Raw genomic sequence first — 14,155 nt, 5'->3', positions numbered from 1 at the left:
TTTTCATTGAGTATTAAAATAGGTCATTTTCTTCTGGGAGGAGGATAGTTTCTCTACCGTCCATATCTAAAACCAGTACTCTTGGCGGATAAAGAGGGTCAAAAGGATGGTTAAAGTCAAAATCAATAGCTGTAGGGAGGTGTTGACTTGAAAAATGGAAGGTAATTTTTCCTTGGTTATTAAGCAATTGAAACTCGAGTTCTTCTTCCAATTCAAAGACATTTTTTAAGAAGTGGTCAATAATATACCAAAAAGAGTCAATGACATCATCAGGCAAGCTGGTAACAATGCCAAAACTAGCCGACCGCATGTGGGTATTGGTAAAAGCCATATCTTTGCCTCCTTTCTTTTTCCTTATCATACAGCAAATAGGATTAAAAATCAAGAAAAGGTGATTTTTTGAAAAGGGTAAATTCCCAAACTAAGTTCCACCGCTAGTAGAAGTGGAAGTTAATCTGATAAAAATTGTAAAAACCAGTGGAAATCCATGTCAGGGTAAGTTCCACTGGTTTTACTAATGCTTGATTTTATTGCTTTTGTAGCCAAAATGAATCGAAAAAAAGAGCGCACAAAATCCTCTTATCTGAAAGCGTTTCAGATTAAGTTCCGCTATGGTGGAAGTTAGTGTGAGACGTTTGAATAGGGTTTTAGGTTAGTTTTTAGAACTTATGTTGGAGTAATTTAGAAGACTGACAGACGTCTTCTGCAGGTATTTTAGAAATGCCGAGAAGCTTAGGAATTTCTTCTCCATAAGTAAAGGCAAAGAGTTCATAAGCTGACTTTCCATTCAAAGCAGCACGTTTGACGCTGTTGACATGCGAACAAACGAGATTGATGTCCTCTTGAGTTAAATTGTCAAAAGAAGTTCCTTTAGGTAGAATGTCGCGAATCAGCGTGTGATTTTTCTCAATTCTCCCTTTCTGGTCAGAGCGATTAGGGTCACAAAAGAATAGCTTACTCTCTCCTCGCACATCCATTTCGATGTCATCAACCCTTGCAAACTCTCCACCATTATCGGTAAGAATGACAGGAAAGAGTTGGAAGAAATCTTTATCCGCTTCATGAAGAGTGTTCTTGATGGCATAGAGGTGTTTGGTAACCTCAAGGGCAGTTTTATTACCCAGAAGTCTAGCAAAGATAAAGTTACAGAAAGATAAATTGAAGGTGAGTAGGACTTTACCTCCCATCCTCCCCAGAACTGTGTCCATTTCCAACCAAGAGTCTAGTTGATTAAGGACTAAATAGTTTTGGAAATCCTCATAGGAACGGCCTTTTTTAGCTTCTTTAGGGATGGAAGGTAGTTTACTTTTCCGTCTTTCTTTGAATTTAACGGCTCTAGCTAGGTCAATAGGAGCGATAGATAGGTATCCTTTTCGGATGTGTCGATAGACGGTTGAGGAGCTGACATCAAGGTTATGGGTTTTGAGGATATGATAGATGTGTTGTCCCTTTTTAACACCATCAGAAATGACTTTGTCCATGTCCCAGAAGGTCTTGGAATTGAGAGGAGTTCCTTCACGAGCTTCTACAAGAGTTTGTTCGTATTGTTTTTGAGCTTGTTTAGCTAGGTAGAAAATCTTCTTATAGCCACAGTTTTGTCTTCTTTTAGGGCAGCCGTTACAGACAAAGGGAGCTTTGTCGAGTAAAGGACAAGAAAGGTTATCACATGTGGATTCTCTAACTTGTCTGTTTCGTTTGACTTCTTTAGAAACAGTGGTTGGGTCTTTTAGAATGGATTGTCCAATAGCTTTGAAGGTTTCACCGCGCTCTAAGCCCAGTTGGATATCGTTACGGTCTGAAAGGGTAAGGTGTTTATGTTTTGTCATGGTAGACCTCATTTCTAATTCAAACGTCTCACACTTAATTCCACCATAAAAATCCGTTTTAGACTAATTTCCACTTTGGTCAGGCAAGTGGAAGTTACTTTGAGAAGTTAGCTTTAGAAAAATATTTTTCATATCTATTGACTTTTAGGGGTGAAATTTGGTATGATAGTAGGCGGTATTGTTTACCCCATTTGAAAGGCCCCGGAACCTTCCAAATACTTTTCGATGGGAAGGAACACCCATCACCGTAAACAAAAATCGAACTATATATAGGAGAAATCATGAACAAAACAACATTTATGGCTAAACCAGGCCAAGTTGAACGTAAATGGTACGTAGTTGACGCAACTGATGTACCACTTGGACGTCTTTCTGCAGTAGTTGCTAGCGTACTTCGCGGAAAAAACAAACCAACATTTACACCACACACTGATACAGGTGACTTTGTGATTGTTATCAATGCTGAAAAAGTTAAATTGACTGGTAAAAAAGCAACTGATAAAATCTACTACACTCACTCAAACCACCCAGGTGGATTGAAACAAATCTCTGCAGGTGAACTTCGTTCTAAAAATGCAGTACGTTTGATCGAGAAATCAGTTAAAGGTATGCTTCCACACAATACTCTTGGACGCGCTCAAGGTATGAAGTTGAAAGTATTTGTTGGAGCTGAGCACACTCACGCTGCACAACAACCAGAAGTTCTTGACATTTCAGGACTTATCTAAGGAAAGGAACAATAAAGTATGTCACAAGCACAATATGCAGGTACTGGACGTCGTAAAAACGCTGTTGCACGCGTTCGCCTTGTTCCAGGAACTGGTAAAATCACTGTTAACAAAAAAGATGTTGAAGAGTACATCCCACACGCTGACCTTCGTCTTGTCATCAATCAACCATTCGCAGTTACTTCAACTGCAGGTTCATACGACGTTTTCGTTAACGTTGTAGGTGGTGGATACGCTGGTCAATCAGGAGCTATCCGTCACGGTATCGCTCGTGCCCTTCTTCAAGTAGACCCAGACTTCCGCGATTCATTGAAACGCGCAGGACTTCTTACACGTGACTCACGTAAAGTTGAACGTAAGAAACCAGGTCTTAAGAAAGCTCGTAAAGCATCACAATTTAGTAAACGTTAATTCGAAAGAATTATTATACTTACAAAGAGCACCTTTCGGGGTGTTCTTTTTTGTACTTTCTTACTAAATTGGTGCAATTGACACAGTTGTTGCGACTTTAGTCGCTTGCAAATGTGGCTGCGACCGGACCAAGGCCAGTTGGCTCAAAACGTTAATCAATACTATACTATCAACGTTTCGGAACACTTCATGGTTCACACCATGGGGTGTTTTTTTAAAAAGTTTACCTCAAAGTTTACCTTATTGTTTTAGGGAAATTATAGTCAATTGAAATAAGAACAAGACAAAAGATCCTTAAAAAAAGTATTGCAACGTGGTAATACCTTTTTGAGGTGCTTTTTGATATGAGCCCATGTTCTCTCAATAGGATTGTACTCAGGTGAGTAGGGAGGAAGTGGTAAAAGTTTATGCCCAAATTATTCACATAAGCGCTCTAGCTTACCCATTCTATGGAATCCTGCATTATCCATAATATAGTTGCTTAGTTTTAAAAAAGCATATTATAATAAATATATGGTATATAGTACAGATTTTAAACAAAGTTACCAAATGTTTTATATCTTCACTTCAACCATATAAGGACTTGACTTTTTTTCAAAAACATTTACAATAAAGGTATGAAGTTTAGTGTAGTTTTGACAATCAATCCTCTGGTTGTTAGACACACTGTTTATTTAATTTTTTAAAGATTGTGATTTAGCCTTGAATATAAGGTTATTATTTTTAATCGCTATACAACTAAAAGTTGTTAATTGTATTTAATAACCTATGGTTGTGGATGTCAACATTTTTCTACAAGAATTTAAAATAATTTTTTGAGGTAACATATGGAATTCTCAGAACGCTTGAAAACACTAAGGAAACAAGTAAAACTAACACAAGCTCAAATAGCTGAAATTTCCCAACAGGCATATGTTTCATGGGAACGTGGATTAAAAAAACAACACAGGAAAATTTTGTTAAGATTGCACAAGTATTGGATGTTACAGTTGACTATTTAGTTGGAAACTCAGAAGAAAAATCAAATGAATTAGACAACATTGGATTACTTTTCCGTATGAACTTAAAAGGATTAACTGAAAAGAAAAGGAAGTATTTAAGAAAAAGTTGATTGAGTTTATGGAAGAACGAAAAAAGATTTTGGAAGAAAATAAAAAACTGTAAATGTAATCGTCTAATAGAATATTTAAACTGAAATAACATATTTATTTTATAAAGGAGCTATATTAATGTATACGGCAATAATAGATTTTAATGAGTTCGATGATATATGGGATACATGGGGAACGGCCTTTGATTTACCTAACGGAGCATGCTTCAAATTTTGGAGATGTACTTTAAAGTTCATATATACTAAGGAAAATAAGTATTTGCAAGTCATTTCAGATCAAAAGCAAAACATTGAAGAGTGCTTAACTATTTTGTCATTTTTTACTAATATACCTCTTGTTATAAGAAGTATATCAAAATACAATGAAGTTTTACCAGAGGTAAAACAACAAGATAAGATGTCTCAATGGCTAACAAAATTGCAAATAATTGAAAATAGTTTAAATAGAAAGAAAAATAGAAAAAAACGTCAACTTATATTAGATTTAATGAGAATGTATAGTATTGGTTTGCAACATGAATACAGAGAATATATTGAAGATGAATTTTTGATGTGTTTCAAACCAATTGAGATAATTGCTAAACTAGTGATAGAAAGAGAAAGATTATTCTATAAAACTAAACACCAACAACGTAAAGTTCAAACACAATCATTTTTAAATAATTTATTAACTGATTCACTATCAACAGAATTAGATATAGATTCTATAGATAATTTATCTGGAGATCTTATAAACTCTTTAGATAGGTTTCTTAAAGGTCGAAATTATACAAGGATATTACTAGCATGGAATCAACTAAAAATAAAAATAGCTGAAAATTATGAATTTCTGAATCCGAAGATTAAAACAAAATTTTTTGAAATTAATAGTAGAATAATTCATGAATTAGTCGATATTAGAAATAGTATAGCACACGGGAAAATTTGTGAAATTTCAGAAAATAATATTCGTTATGTTCATTTTTTATCATGTCAGTTTATATCATTGTATGTGTTAGAGAAACCTTATGCTGAATTTTATTTACCTACAAAAAAATTTGGGAGTAAGTTTTAGAAAGAACTATTCTACAGTATTTAAAATCTGACTTTAAGTAAATTTTTATTATGTGACTATTAGTCCGCCTAACTCCGCTATGCGGGTGTGTACTGACCCCGAAAGCGTTTTTATTGTATAAAGAATATCAAATAGTTTGAGGGTTTTACTTGTCGCTGTATTTCTTCACTATTCTTTTTGTAATACTCCTGCTTTGTTCCTGAAATATCTACAGTGAATACGTCATCCTTGAAGGTATAATTCTCTTTTCGGTTTATGATATTAGAGCCAGTCAGTTCGATTGTTGCACTATCTTTATCAATTGTAAAGGTGTCGGCCTCTCCTTTGTTGCTATTTTCTTTGTTACCTGAAATGGTAAAGGCAACTTCATTTCTACTCTCGTTTATTCAACGGTATTCGCCATCTAAAGAATTGCTTGATTGGTTAGAACATGCAATTAATAAAATTGTAGATAGAGACACTAAAAGTAATGTGATAAATCTTTTCATTTACATACTTTTTATTTCTATATTATATTAAAGAAACATTACATAAGTAATACAGTAATTTTTTAGGTTGATCTATTTCTTTCGGGAAAATCATTATCTTTCGGAAATAAGAATGTACGATTAAATAGAAAACTTTATAAACATTAGAAAAGATTTTTTAAAGGTATATTTCCTTTTCTTATGTAGTATATCAGAATATCAAATCTGTTATAACAGACAAGGATTTCAAAATAGTTGTTTTCTTGAACATATTTTTGTTATAATATACATGCAGTGATAGACTGTAGAATATTAAGAAAATAGAATACTAGGAATTTAGAATGTATAAGATAAAAAATAAGATAAATAGTTGGATTAGTAAAATTTTCAAGTCTGATAAGAGAAACAATTTCAAGTCTGATGAGAGAAACAATATATTTCTTACAACGGAAGACTTATATTTTACAATAGATGGCGATGGTTGGAACGGAAAAATTTATCCAAAATACAGCTATAAAGATTTTAATAAGAATGAAGGCTTTCTGTCTTTTCTAAAACTTGGATCTCGATTTCAATTATATTTTAATGGTAAAATTATTTCTGAAGCAAATTTGATGGTTAATTCATTCGAATTAGGAAAAACTACTTTACAATTCGGCCGGATTAGTAGTAATAATGCATTTTGGGGTGAAAAACCTATTGGTGGGATGACATTTTTAGTAGCTTCTATCATATACATTATGCTTAACGATAATGAGTTTATGCATCGAGATATTGAAGTGTCATTAGAAATTCATATGGATGCAAAACGACTACTTGAAGAAAAGAATATTGATGTGTATTATCATATATTTCGAACTCCTAAAATAAATTTTAACCATGAAGACACTTATCGGAGATATATTTTTGAAACAACAAATAGAAACAGTGATATAGATTACTTTAAAGAACTATTGAGTTTAAAAGAAAACTCAATAATGAACGCAATGAGAAGCTAAGCTCTATACTTGAGTATTTCTGATTCAGATGTTTTATGTTATTTGACAAAGAAGGAGTTGAACTCGTTTTTTATAGTTTTTGCATTGTTGACTTATAAACACTGAGCAATTTATTAAATAAATTTCCCTATTTCAATCAAATTTAATCAAACTTTTTTGAAATTAAGGGATATTAGAAAACAATTAGTTATTGATATTAGGCTATTTTAAAATTATCTGAAACAGACCCTTGTCAAACCAGGTCTTAAGAAAGCTCGTAAAGCTAGCCAGTTCTCTAAACGTTAAGAACCAGCTACAATACAGCATTTACAACACTTCATGGTTCACACCATGGGGTGTTTTTTTGATGATTTTTAGCAAAATTCACACCATTTTTCACACCATTACTTTTTAAGATTACGATAGGCAATCTCTCCAACAGCCATTGGAATGACATTTGAAGTGTTGACATAAGTCTTAGTTGAAATCGTGTCACTATGGGTTAGAGCTTCAGAAATAGCTTCAATAGACGTTCCAGCCTGTTTTGCTAATGTTGCTCCTGTATGTCGTAATTTATGAGGTGTAGTATGCTTAAGTTCAGGATGACGACGTTTGACAGATTTCATTTTATTATTAAGATAGTCAGAGTGTAGAGGGCTATTAACGTTACCCTTCATATCGATATAAGTAAAGACATATTGTTCATCGGATTGGATAATTCCAAACTTTGATAGTTCAGCCTTTTGATGTTTTTCCTAAGAGGTAAGAAGCTGAAGTAAGTCATTAGAAATAGAGAAAATAGGCTAGCAAAAACCTATTTCAGGAGAAAATGAAGGAAATATTTCCATAATAAAACGCATCCTATCAAGTTTTTCAATACCTGATAGTATGCGTTTTTAGGATTTTAAAGCCTGATTGCTTGGTCTCTTTTTCATTATAGTTCCGTTTGATTTATAGTTTCATTAATTCTATGGAGATTCATCATTTTGAGTAATAATAGTACTTCCAGAAGTTAAAGATTCCATTTTATCTTTCAAGTGTCTGTATTAGATAATGTGTTCTAAATTTACTATATATTATTAGGGTTTGGGTAGAATCATTGATAACAGACTGTTGCAAATCTAGTTAGCTGCATGATTTATATTTATCTACTTTTCTAGTAACCAATCTATAATGTTTTTCTTCTCAATACCATTGTAATTGGCTGTTGGCTGAATCGTATCCATTGTTAATAGATATTTAGGAAATTGATCTTTAATGGCTTCTAGTGGTCTAAGTTCTCTTTCTAGTGTCTCAGGAGCAAGTGTTGTTTCACTGACTTGATAATAAGCGTAGTGACCAAGATCAGTTACAACAACAAAATCAACCTCATATTTATCTAAATTACCAACATATACTTGTGAATATCTACGTCTCAATTCCAAATATACCATATTTTCCAAGATATGCCCAATGTCTTCTTTGTGGTCTGGCAATAAGAGGTGTCGTAAACCTAAATCAACGGGATAATATTTTTCTAAGCGTTGCAATAATGCTCGACCTTTGACATCAAAACGTGGGACGGAATAAAAAAGTAAACTGTCTGTCAAAGTCGTCAAATAATTTTCTAAAGTATTATGGGATATTGAAACGTTTTGGCTGACTAGGGTATTACGAATCTTATTTGTTGATATTAAGCTACCTGTACTACTGAGAAGGGTTCGGACAATGCGCTCAATAATAGTAGGATTTGGATTTCCCAATCTAGTGACAATATCATTTAACAGTATTGAGTTATATATTCCTCTTAGATAATCAATTTTTTCAGCGTAAGATGATGTTTGCAATAAGTAAGGGAAAGCACTAAAGAGATAATTGTTAAAAATTTCTGTTGTATTCAGATTCTCTGAGAGAGATTGACCTGATAGGTATTCTTCAAATGACAAAGGAAGGACCTCTATCTCAACATACCGACCAGTCAAGTTTGTAGCTAATTGGCTACTCATAAAGTAAGCGTTTGATCCAGTCAAATAGAGGTCAACATTTGGCAAGATGAATAGACTATCTGCTACCAGTTCAAATTTTTCAACATGTTGAATTTCATCTAAAAAGATATAGTATGTTTTCTCTTCAACTAACTGCTCTTTTATATAAGTAAATAATGTTTGAAAATGTCGCAGGTCATAATAACTCAGATCCTCAAAATTGATGGATATAATCTGATCCTCGTCTACGCCAGTTGCTAGTAACTCCTCTTTATAGAGTTGAAAAAGCACAGATTTACCAGCTCGTCTAACTCCACTCACAACCTTAATGATTTGTCGGTCACGATGTCTTCTTAAAAAGTCTAAATAATGTGGTCTTTTAATATAGTTCATAATAGATACCTCAAAGATAGTATAATACAAATAGACGTTATTTTCAAATATTTGGAAATAAAATGGAATTTGTTTTGTTATTTTTAAATATCTAGAAATAATATCTTCAGAATAGAAAATGACGATAATAAAATCATTTGAACTGACATGAAGTAGCTGTGCGTTTGTTGTTAAACTATTACATCAACTTTGTGATACAGTAGTTCGCATTTTTCGCCTACTTTTTATGATTATGATAAGTGAACCACCAACAGCCATTGGATGTAAATTAGAAATGATTATGTTCTCATTTCGGGGAAATGCCCCTGAAAGTTAGTTCTATCAGCCAAATCAAGATTATAATTATCCTTAATAAAACTCTAAGGCTTTTATTCCATCCTTTGGCAATTTGGGCTTCTAGCCTCGGTGCAAACCACCCGTTAGATGGGTGTTATGATTTAAAAATGTCCTAAATTTTTTTGATTGACTAAAATTATTTTATAAAATAGTTTGTTAGACAGTTTTATCTTGAATACTAATAATCAAATGAAAGAAAAAGATAACAGATACATAAATTCCTTATGTCGGGAAACTTCTCACTAATTTGCTACTTATCCCAACTTTTCAATACATCTCCCGAAATGCTTATAATATCTTGTGTTAAGCGTTTTCGTGTTTTATAATTCTATCATAACTTAAAAAAAGGAGAAGCTATATGTCAGTAGTATTAGCGAGAATTGATCAACGCATGATTCATGGTATTGTGGTAACACAATGGGCGGGGGCTACAAAGGCCAAAAGGTTGATGGTAGTAGATAATGAAGTAAGTAAGGACGAAGTCCAAAAGGCTGCTATGAGGATGAGTAAACCTGCAGGAACTGGAATGTCAATTATTGATACAGATACTGCGATTACAAATTTTGCAGATGGCAAGTATGATAATCATAATGTTTTACTAATTGTTCGAGAACCTGAAACATTGGTGGCATTAGTTGAAGGTGGAGTAAAGATACCAAAGGTCAACGTTGGAATAATGTTTGATGGTGAAGGGAAAAAAACAGTTAAGAAGATGGTCTCTGTCAATGAAAAAGAAGTTGCTGATTTGAAAAGATTAAAAACACTTGGTGTTGATGTAACATTCCATTTTGTTCCTTCTGATCCAGAGGAAAATTTAGAAAAGTATATTAAATAGGAGATGATACTATGGAAGTGATTCAAGGTTTACTTATTATTTTATTGTCGTTTTGGGTAGTACTAGATCAACAAGGATTGGTACTAAGTACTTGGTTTCCTATAATGGTTTCATTATTTGTTGGAATTATTATGGGAGATATGAAAACAGCAATGATTATTGGTGGAACATTCCAATTGATGGCGTTAGGTGTTGCAAATATTGGTGGTTCATCAGTACCAAACTGGGGTCTTGCAGCATTAGTAGGTGGTTTTATTGCGATTAAAACAACAAGTAATGTAGAGTCTGCAAAAGCTGTAGCTTTAGCAGTGGGAGTTCCTGTTGGAATGCTTGGTATTCAGTTGGATGTTTTAGCAAAAATACTTAATACATATGTAACCCACGCAGCTCAGAAGGCAGCTAATGAGAAAAAGTTTGCTAAGATGAATCGAATTTTTTGGATTGGACCGGTTATTTTTGGTTTATCAACCGCAATTCCGACAGCTCTTTGTGTCATTTTTGGAGATAAAATTGTAAATGTAATTTTGAATAGTGTACCAGAATGGTTCACTAATGGTTTATCTATTGCAGGTAGTATCCTACCTGTTGTCGGAATCGCGATTCTATTACAAGTTATGCCTACTAAAAAATATTTAAGCATGCTTATTGTTGGCTTTATCTTTGCAGCATATTTGAATTTACCAATTTTAGGAATTTCTCTTGCTGGTTTTGCCATTGCATATTACTATTTTACTATGAATAAAAATGTATCAACTGTTGTCTCTTCAACAGTTGCCGGAGCTGAAGAATTTGGAGATGACTTTGATGAATGATGTACAACAAAAAATAACAAAAAAAGATATTCGTAATGCCGCGTTCAGATATATGTTTATGGCATGTAACACTTTTAATTATGAGAATCAACAGGGACCAGCAGTTGTTTATGGATTAAATAAAGTTTTAAGAAAAATCTATCCAAATGATGATGAATATGTTGCATCATTGAATAATCATTTTAAGTATTTTAATACTACTACTTGGATGGCTAATATCTTATTAGGTGCAAGTATAGCAATGGAAGAAAAAGATGGTGTTGAATCTTTAGATACGGTACAAAATTTTAAAACTGGTATGATGGGACCACTTGCTGGTGTAGGTGATACCTTAATTTGGGTATTATATCCAACAATCATGGGCTCAATTGCAGCATATATGGGATTAGAAGGGAATCCAATTGGTGCAATAATTTGGTTAGTTTTGAATGTTTTCTTCCTATTTTTCCGATTTAAATTATTTGATATCGGATATGATTCTGGTTTGAAGTTGATAACCGGATTAGGTGAAAAATTAAATATTTTTACTGAATCTGCTTCAATCATGGGTTTAACGGTTGTTGGAGCTTTAATCCCATCTGTAGTTAAAATGAAGATTTCGACAGTATTTACTACAGGAGATGTTAAACTAGTAATTCAAGACGATATTCTTGATAAAATCATGCCAGCGCTATTACCTGCAGTGATGACTTATTTAGTTTACAAATTGTTAGCGAATAAGAAGTTATCCGTAATTCAAATTATTTTTGGAATTATTATTCTATCTTTAATTCTGTCTTACTTTGGCATTTTATCAGTTAATTAAAAGGAGAAAATATGACAAAAGTTATTATTGCAAGTCATCATCATCTTGCAACTGGGATGAAGGATACTATAGAGTACTTAATCCCATCTATTGGAAAAATTGATGTAATTGCAGCCTATATTAATAATGAGCCAATTGAAGACGAAATTTCAAAACTTTTAGAAAGTTATCCCGTTGACGAAAAAGTTCTGATTTTTACAGATTTGCTTGGTGGATCGGTGAACCAAACTTTTATTAGGTATATGAGCAAAAGAAATTTGTTTCTTGTAACAGGGATGAATTTACCAATTATTATGACGCTTTTGTTATCTATTGAAAGCGAAGATTTATCTGAAGATTTAATTAGAAAGTCTATTGATGAAGCAAAGAATCAATTACTTTTTGTGAATGATATATATAATCAAGTGACTGATGAGGATGATGAGTGATGGCAGATGCTTGGTGGAAAAATAGTATTGTTTATCAAATTTATCCTCAAAGTTTTAAGGATTCAAATGGAGATGGTGTAGGAGACTTGAATGGAATAAAAGAAAAATTACCGTATCTCCATAAGTTAGGAATTGATGTTATTTGGCTTAATCCTATCTATGAATCACCATTGGTGGATAATGGATACGATATCAGTGATTATGAAAGAATCCTATCAATTTATGGGACAATGGAAGATTTTCAAGAATTATTAGCAGAAGCTCATAAATTAGAAATAAAGATTATTCTTGACTTGGTTGTGAATCATACCAGTGATAAGCATTCATGGTTTATTGAATCTAGAAAAAATAAAAATAATCCATATTCTGATTACTATATTTGGAAAGATCCTAAGCCTGATGGTAGCGAACCTAATAATTGGGGTTCCACTTTTGGTGGATCTGCATGGGAGTATGTTCCAGAACGAAATCAATATTATTTACATTGTTTTGCCAAGGAACAACCAGATTTAAATTGGGAAAATCCAACGGTACGTCAAGAAATTCAAAAAATGATGACCAAATGGTTTGATTTAGGAATTGATGGTTTCAGGATGGATGTCATTACATTGATAAGTAAAAGGCAGGACTATCCTGACGCACCGGATGGAGTTCCATACACTAAATCTTATTATGTAGGAGCTTCAAATGGCCCACGAGTTCATGAGTTTTTACATGAACTAAATCAGGAAGTTCTAAGCCGATATAATGTAATGACAGTTGGTGAAGCTCCAAATACAAACAGTGATCAAGCTTTGCAGTATACTCTGCCCGAAAATGAAGAATTGAATATGGTGTTTCATTTTGATCACATGCACTTGGATTATGGTAGATATGGTAAGTTCTCAGATATACGCTTTAAAGTAAGTGATTTAAAATCAGTTTTAACAGAGTGGCAATTGAAGTTAGAAAAAGGGTGGAATTCATTATACTGGAGTAATCACGATCAACCAAGAGCTGTCACTCGATTTGGTGATGATGGTGAATTTAGGGTACAGTCAGCAAAGATGTTAGCTACCTTATTGCATATGATGAAGGGAACTCCGTATGTTTTTCAAGGTGAAGAGTTGGGGATGAAGAATGTTCATTTTGATTCTGTAGAGAATTACAAAGATATCGAGACTAAATATTTTTATGAACTTATGAAGGAAAATGGTGAATCTTCATCTTATATAAATAATTCAATTTATTTAAAATCTAGAGATAATGCGAGAACACCGTTCCCATGGAATGGAAATAAAGAAGAAGGATATGGTTTTTCAAGTGGAAACCCTTGGATACAGTATTCTCCAGACAATTCTTCTATAAATGCAGAAGCCTGTCTTGAAGATTCAAACTCAGTTTTTTATTATTATCAAAAATTAATCAGCTTGAGGCGTGATTACCCAATTATAATTCATGGGAAGTATGAATTGATAAACGAAGAAGATAGTGATGTCTTTAGTTATGTACGGGAATATAATAAACAAATTTTGTTAATTGTGTGTTCATTCTCTAAACAACCTACTACCTCACAAGTACCATCGAATCTGATTGGTAGTCAAGTAAAATATTTAATTGGAAATTATGAATCAGAACTTAAACAACTTCCAAAATTTTTTGAATTGAAACCTTTTGAGGCTCAAGTTTTCTTAATAGAACAATAAAGATTTTTGCAAAACTTTGAATAGAACCTATTTGTCGAGTATAGTGAGAGCTAATACTATTAAGTTTAAATACTAGAGCAAAATTCAATTGAAATAGGGAATTTATAAAATCTATTCATGAGGAAACGTATGATATCAAATTTTTCTAAACTTGATATTGTGCGTTTTTTGATTTTGTTTCTTCTACTAACTTATTTATTGAAGCCTAATTCAATCAAATATGAGTTCGGATGTATATAATCTATGAAGAAGATGTTTTATCTTTAATTCTATGTTTGTTTATGATAGAATTAAATTGTTTTATAGGATTTTCAAATGGATAT

The 14,155-nt window shown here is 32.8% G+C and carries 12 protein-coding genes and 4 pseudogenes; 10 read left to right on the top strand and 6 right to left on the bottom strand.

Going from position 1 to position 14,155, the window contains the following annotated elements; all coding sequences use genetic code 11:
- Nucleotides 1-13 precede the first annotated feature (13 nt).
- Nucleotides 14-331 carry a DUF960 domain-containing protein gene (locus HT730_RS06630; RefSeq protein ID WP_000886035.1) on the bottom strand — a complete coding sequence of 106 codons (318 nt, stop codon included), beginning with the start codon at nucleotides 329-331 and terminating at the stop codon, nucleotides 14-16.
- A gap of 328 nt (nucleotides 332-659) precedes the next feature.
- Nucleotides 660-1,826: an IS30 family transposase gene (locus HT730_RS06625; protein ID WP_173307140.1), complete on the bottom strand. Its 1,167-nt coding sequence runs from the start codon at nucleotides 1,824-1,826 to the stop codon at nucleotides 660-662.
- A 281-nt stretch (nucleotides 1,827-2,107) separates the two neighbouring features.
- Here HT730_RS06625 and rplM point away from each other — a divergent pair, with 281 nt between their 5' ends.
- Both rplM and rpsI read left to right on the top strand, forming a co-directional pair.
- A complete protein-coding gene (gene rplM, locus HT730_RS06620) occupies nucleotides 2,108-2,554 on the top strand; it encodes a 50S ribosomal protein L13 (protein ID WP_001044624.1) in 447 nt (148 codons plus the stop codon).
- Between the two features lie 18 nt (nucleotides 2,555-2,572).
- The gene (rpsI, locus tag HT730_RS06615) at nucleotides 2,573-2,965 is read left to right on the top strand and encodes a 30S ribosomal protein S9 (RefSeq protein ID WP_000075964.1); all 393 of its coding nucleotides are present in this window, start codon (nucleotides 2,573-2,575) and stop codon (nucleotides 2,963-2,965) included.
- 263 nt (nucleotides 2,966-3,228) lie between these two features.
- On the opposite strand, the pseudogene HT730_RS06610 reads toward rpsI, so the two are convergent.
- A pseudogene (locus HT730_RS06610) lies at nucleotides 3,229-3,438 on the bottom strand (transposase); the annotation flags it as partial.
- 354 nt (nucleotides 3,439-3,792) lie between these two features.
- Here HT730_RS06610 and HT730_RS06605 point away from each other — a divergent pair.
- Both HT730_RS06605 and HT730_RS06600 read left to right on the top strand, forming a co-directional pair.
- Nucleotides 3,793-4,129, top strand: a pseudogene (locus HT730_RS06605) (helix-turn-helix transcriptional regulator).
- 65 nt (nucleotides 4,130-4,194) lie between these two features.
- Nucleotides 4,195-5,130, top strand: a complete 936-nt coding sequence (locus tag HT730_RS06600) for a hypothetical protein (RefSeq protein WP_050242558.1) — start codon at nucleotides 4,195-4,197, stop codon at nucleotides 5,128-5,130.
- A gap of 110 nt (nucleotides 5,131-5,240) precedes the next feature.
- Here HT730_RS06600 and HT730_RS10520 read toward each other — a convergent pair.
- Nucleotides 5,241-5,618: pseudogene (locus tag HT730_RS10520) on the bottom strand (hypothetical protein).
- A 320-nt stretch (nucleotides 5,619-5,938) separates the two neighbouring features.
- On the opposite strand from HT730_RS10520, the gene HT730_RS06595 reads away from it, so the two are divergent.
- Nucleotides 5,939-6,595, top strand: a complete 657-nt coding sequence (locus HT730_RS06595; RefSeq protein ID WP_050242557.1) for a hypothetical protein — start codon at nucleotides 5,939-5,941, stop codon at nucleotides 6,593-6,595.
- 383 nt (nucleotides 6,596-6,978) lie between these two features.
- Here the strand turns inward: HT730_RS06595 and HT730_RS06590 are convergent.
- Both HT730_RS06590 and HT730_RS06585 read right to left on the bottom strand, forming a co-directional pair.
- Nucleotides 6,979-7,329: pseudogene (locus HT730_RS06590) on the bottom strand (tyrosine-type recombinase/integrase); the annotation flags it as partial.
- Between the two features lie 393 nt (nucleotides 7,330-7,722).
- Nucleotides 7,723-8,931 (bottom strand): ATP-binding protein, encoded by a 1,209-nt coding sequence (locus tag HT730_RS06585; RefSeq protein ID WP_050242555.1) that lies wholly within the window; start codon nucleotides 8,929-8,931, stop codon nucleotides 7,723-7,725.
- A gap of 694 nt (nucleotides 8,932-9,625) precedes the next feature.
- Between HT730_RS06585 and HT730_RS06580 the strand changes: the two genes are divergently transcribed.
- The 5 genes from HT730_RS06580 to HT730_RS06560 are packed head-to-tail and all read left to right on the top strand — an operon-like array spanning nucleotide 9,626 to nucleotide 13,832.
- On the top strand, nucleotides 9,626-10,102 hold the full coding sequence (locus HT730_RS06580) for a PTS sugar transporter subunit IIB (RefSeq protein ID WP_000117808.1): 477 nt from the start codon (nucleotides 9,626-9,628) through the stop codon (nucleotides 10,100-10,102).
- Nucleotides 10,103-10,113: 11 nt separating this feature from the next.
- Nucleotides 10,114-10,914: a PTS sugar transporter subunit IIC gene (locus tag HT730_RS06575; RefSeq protein WP_000452055.1), complete on the top strand. Its 801-nt coding sequence runs from the start codon at nucleotides 10,114-10,116 to the stop codon at nucleotides 10,912-10,914.
- On the top strand, nucleotides 10,907-11,719 hold the full coding sequence (locus HT730_RS06570; RefSeq protein WP_001000716.1) for a PTS system mannose/fructose/sorbose family transporter subunit IID: 813 nt from the start codon (nucleotides 10,907-10,909) through the stop codon (nucleotides 11,717-11,719). Before HT730_RS06575 ends, HT730_RS06570 begins: the two co-directional genes overlap by 8 nt.
- 11 nt (nucleotides 11,720-11,730) lie before the next feature.
- Nucleotides 11,731-12,147 (top strand): PTS N-acetylglucosamine transporter subunit IIBC, encoded by a 417-nt coding sequence (locus HT730_RS06565; RefSeq protein ID WP_050242554.1) that lies wholly within the window; start codon nucleotides 11,731-11,733, stop codon nucleotides 12,145-12,147.
- A complete protein-coding gene (locus tag HT730_RS06560; RefSeq protein WP_173234223.1) occupies nucleotides 12,147-13,832 on the top strand; it encodes an alpha-glucosidase in 1,686 nt (561 codons plus the stop codon). The genes HT730_RS06565 and HT730_RS06560 overlap by 1 nt, the downstream gene beginning before the upstream one ends.
- Nucleotides 13,833-14,155: the final 323 nt, after the last annotated feature.

The organism is Streptococcus sp. k-628, assembly GCF_013277475.1.
GTDB lineage: Bacteria > Bacillota > Bacilli > Lactobacillales > Streptococcaceae > Streptococcus.
This window is presented reverse-complemented; position numbering and strand designations above follow the sequence as displayed.

Coding starts and splice junctions, on each gene's coding strand:
- HT730_RS06630 (WP_000886035.1), bottom strand. CDS start 331: ATGGCTTTTACCAATACCCACATGCGGTCGGCTAGTTTTGGCATTGTT.
- HT730_RS06625 (WP_173307140.1), bottom strand. CDS start 1,826: ATGACAAAACATAAACACCTTACCCTTTCAGACCGTAACGATATCCAA.
- rplM (WP_001044624.1), top strand. CDS start 2,108: ATGAACAAAACAACATTTATGGCTAAACCAGGCCAAGTTGAACGTAAA.
- rpsI (WP_000075964.1), top strand. CDS start 2,573: ATGTCACAAGCACAATATGCAGGTACTGGACGTCGTAAAAACGCTGTT.
- HT730_RS06600 (WP_050242558.1), top strand. CDS start 4,195: ATGTATACGGCAATAATAGATTTTAATGAGTTCGATGATATATGGGAT.
- HT730_RS06595 (WP_050242557.1), top strand. CDS start 5,939: ATGTATAAGATAAAAAATAAGATAAATAGTTGGATTAGTAAAATTTTC.
- HT730_RS06585 (WP_050242555.1), bottom strand. CDS start 8,931: ATGAACTATATTAAAAGACCACATTATTTAGACTTTTTAAGAAGACAT.
- HT730_RS06580 (WP_000117808.1), top strand. CDS start 9,626: ATGTCAGTAGTATTAGCGAGAATTGATCAACGCATGATTCATGGTATT.
- HT730_RS06575 (WP_000452055.1), top strand. CDS start 10,114: ATGGAAGTGATTCAAGGTTTACTTATTATTTTATTGTCGTTTTGGGTA.
- HT730_RS06570 (WP_001000716.1), top strand. CDS start 10,907: ATGAATGATGTACAACAAAAAATAACAAAAAAAGATATTCGTAATGCC.
- HT730_RS06565 (WP_050242554.1), top strand. CDS start 11,731: ATGACAAAAGTTATTATTGCAAGTCATCATCATCTTGCAACTGGGATG.
- HT730_RS06560 (WP_173234223.1), top strand. CDS start 12,147: ATGGCAGATGCTTGGTGGAAAAATAGTATTGTTTATCAAATTTATCCT.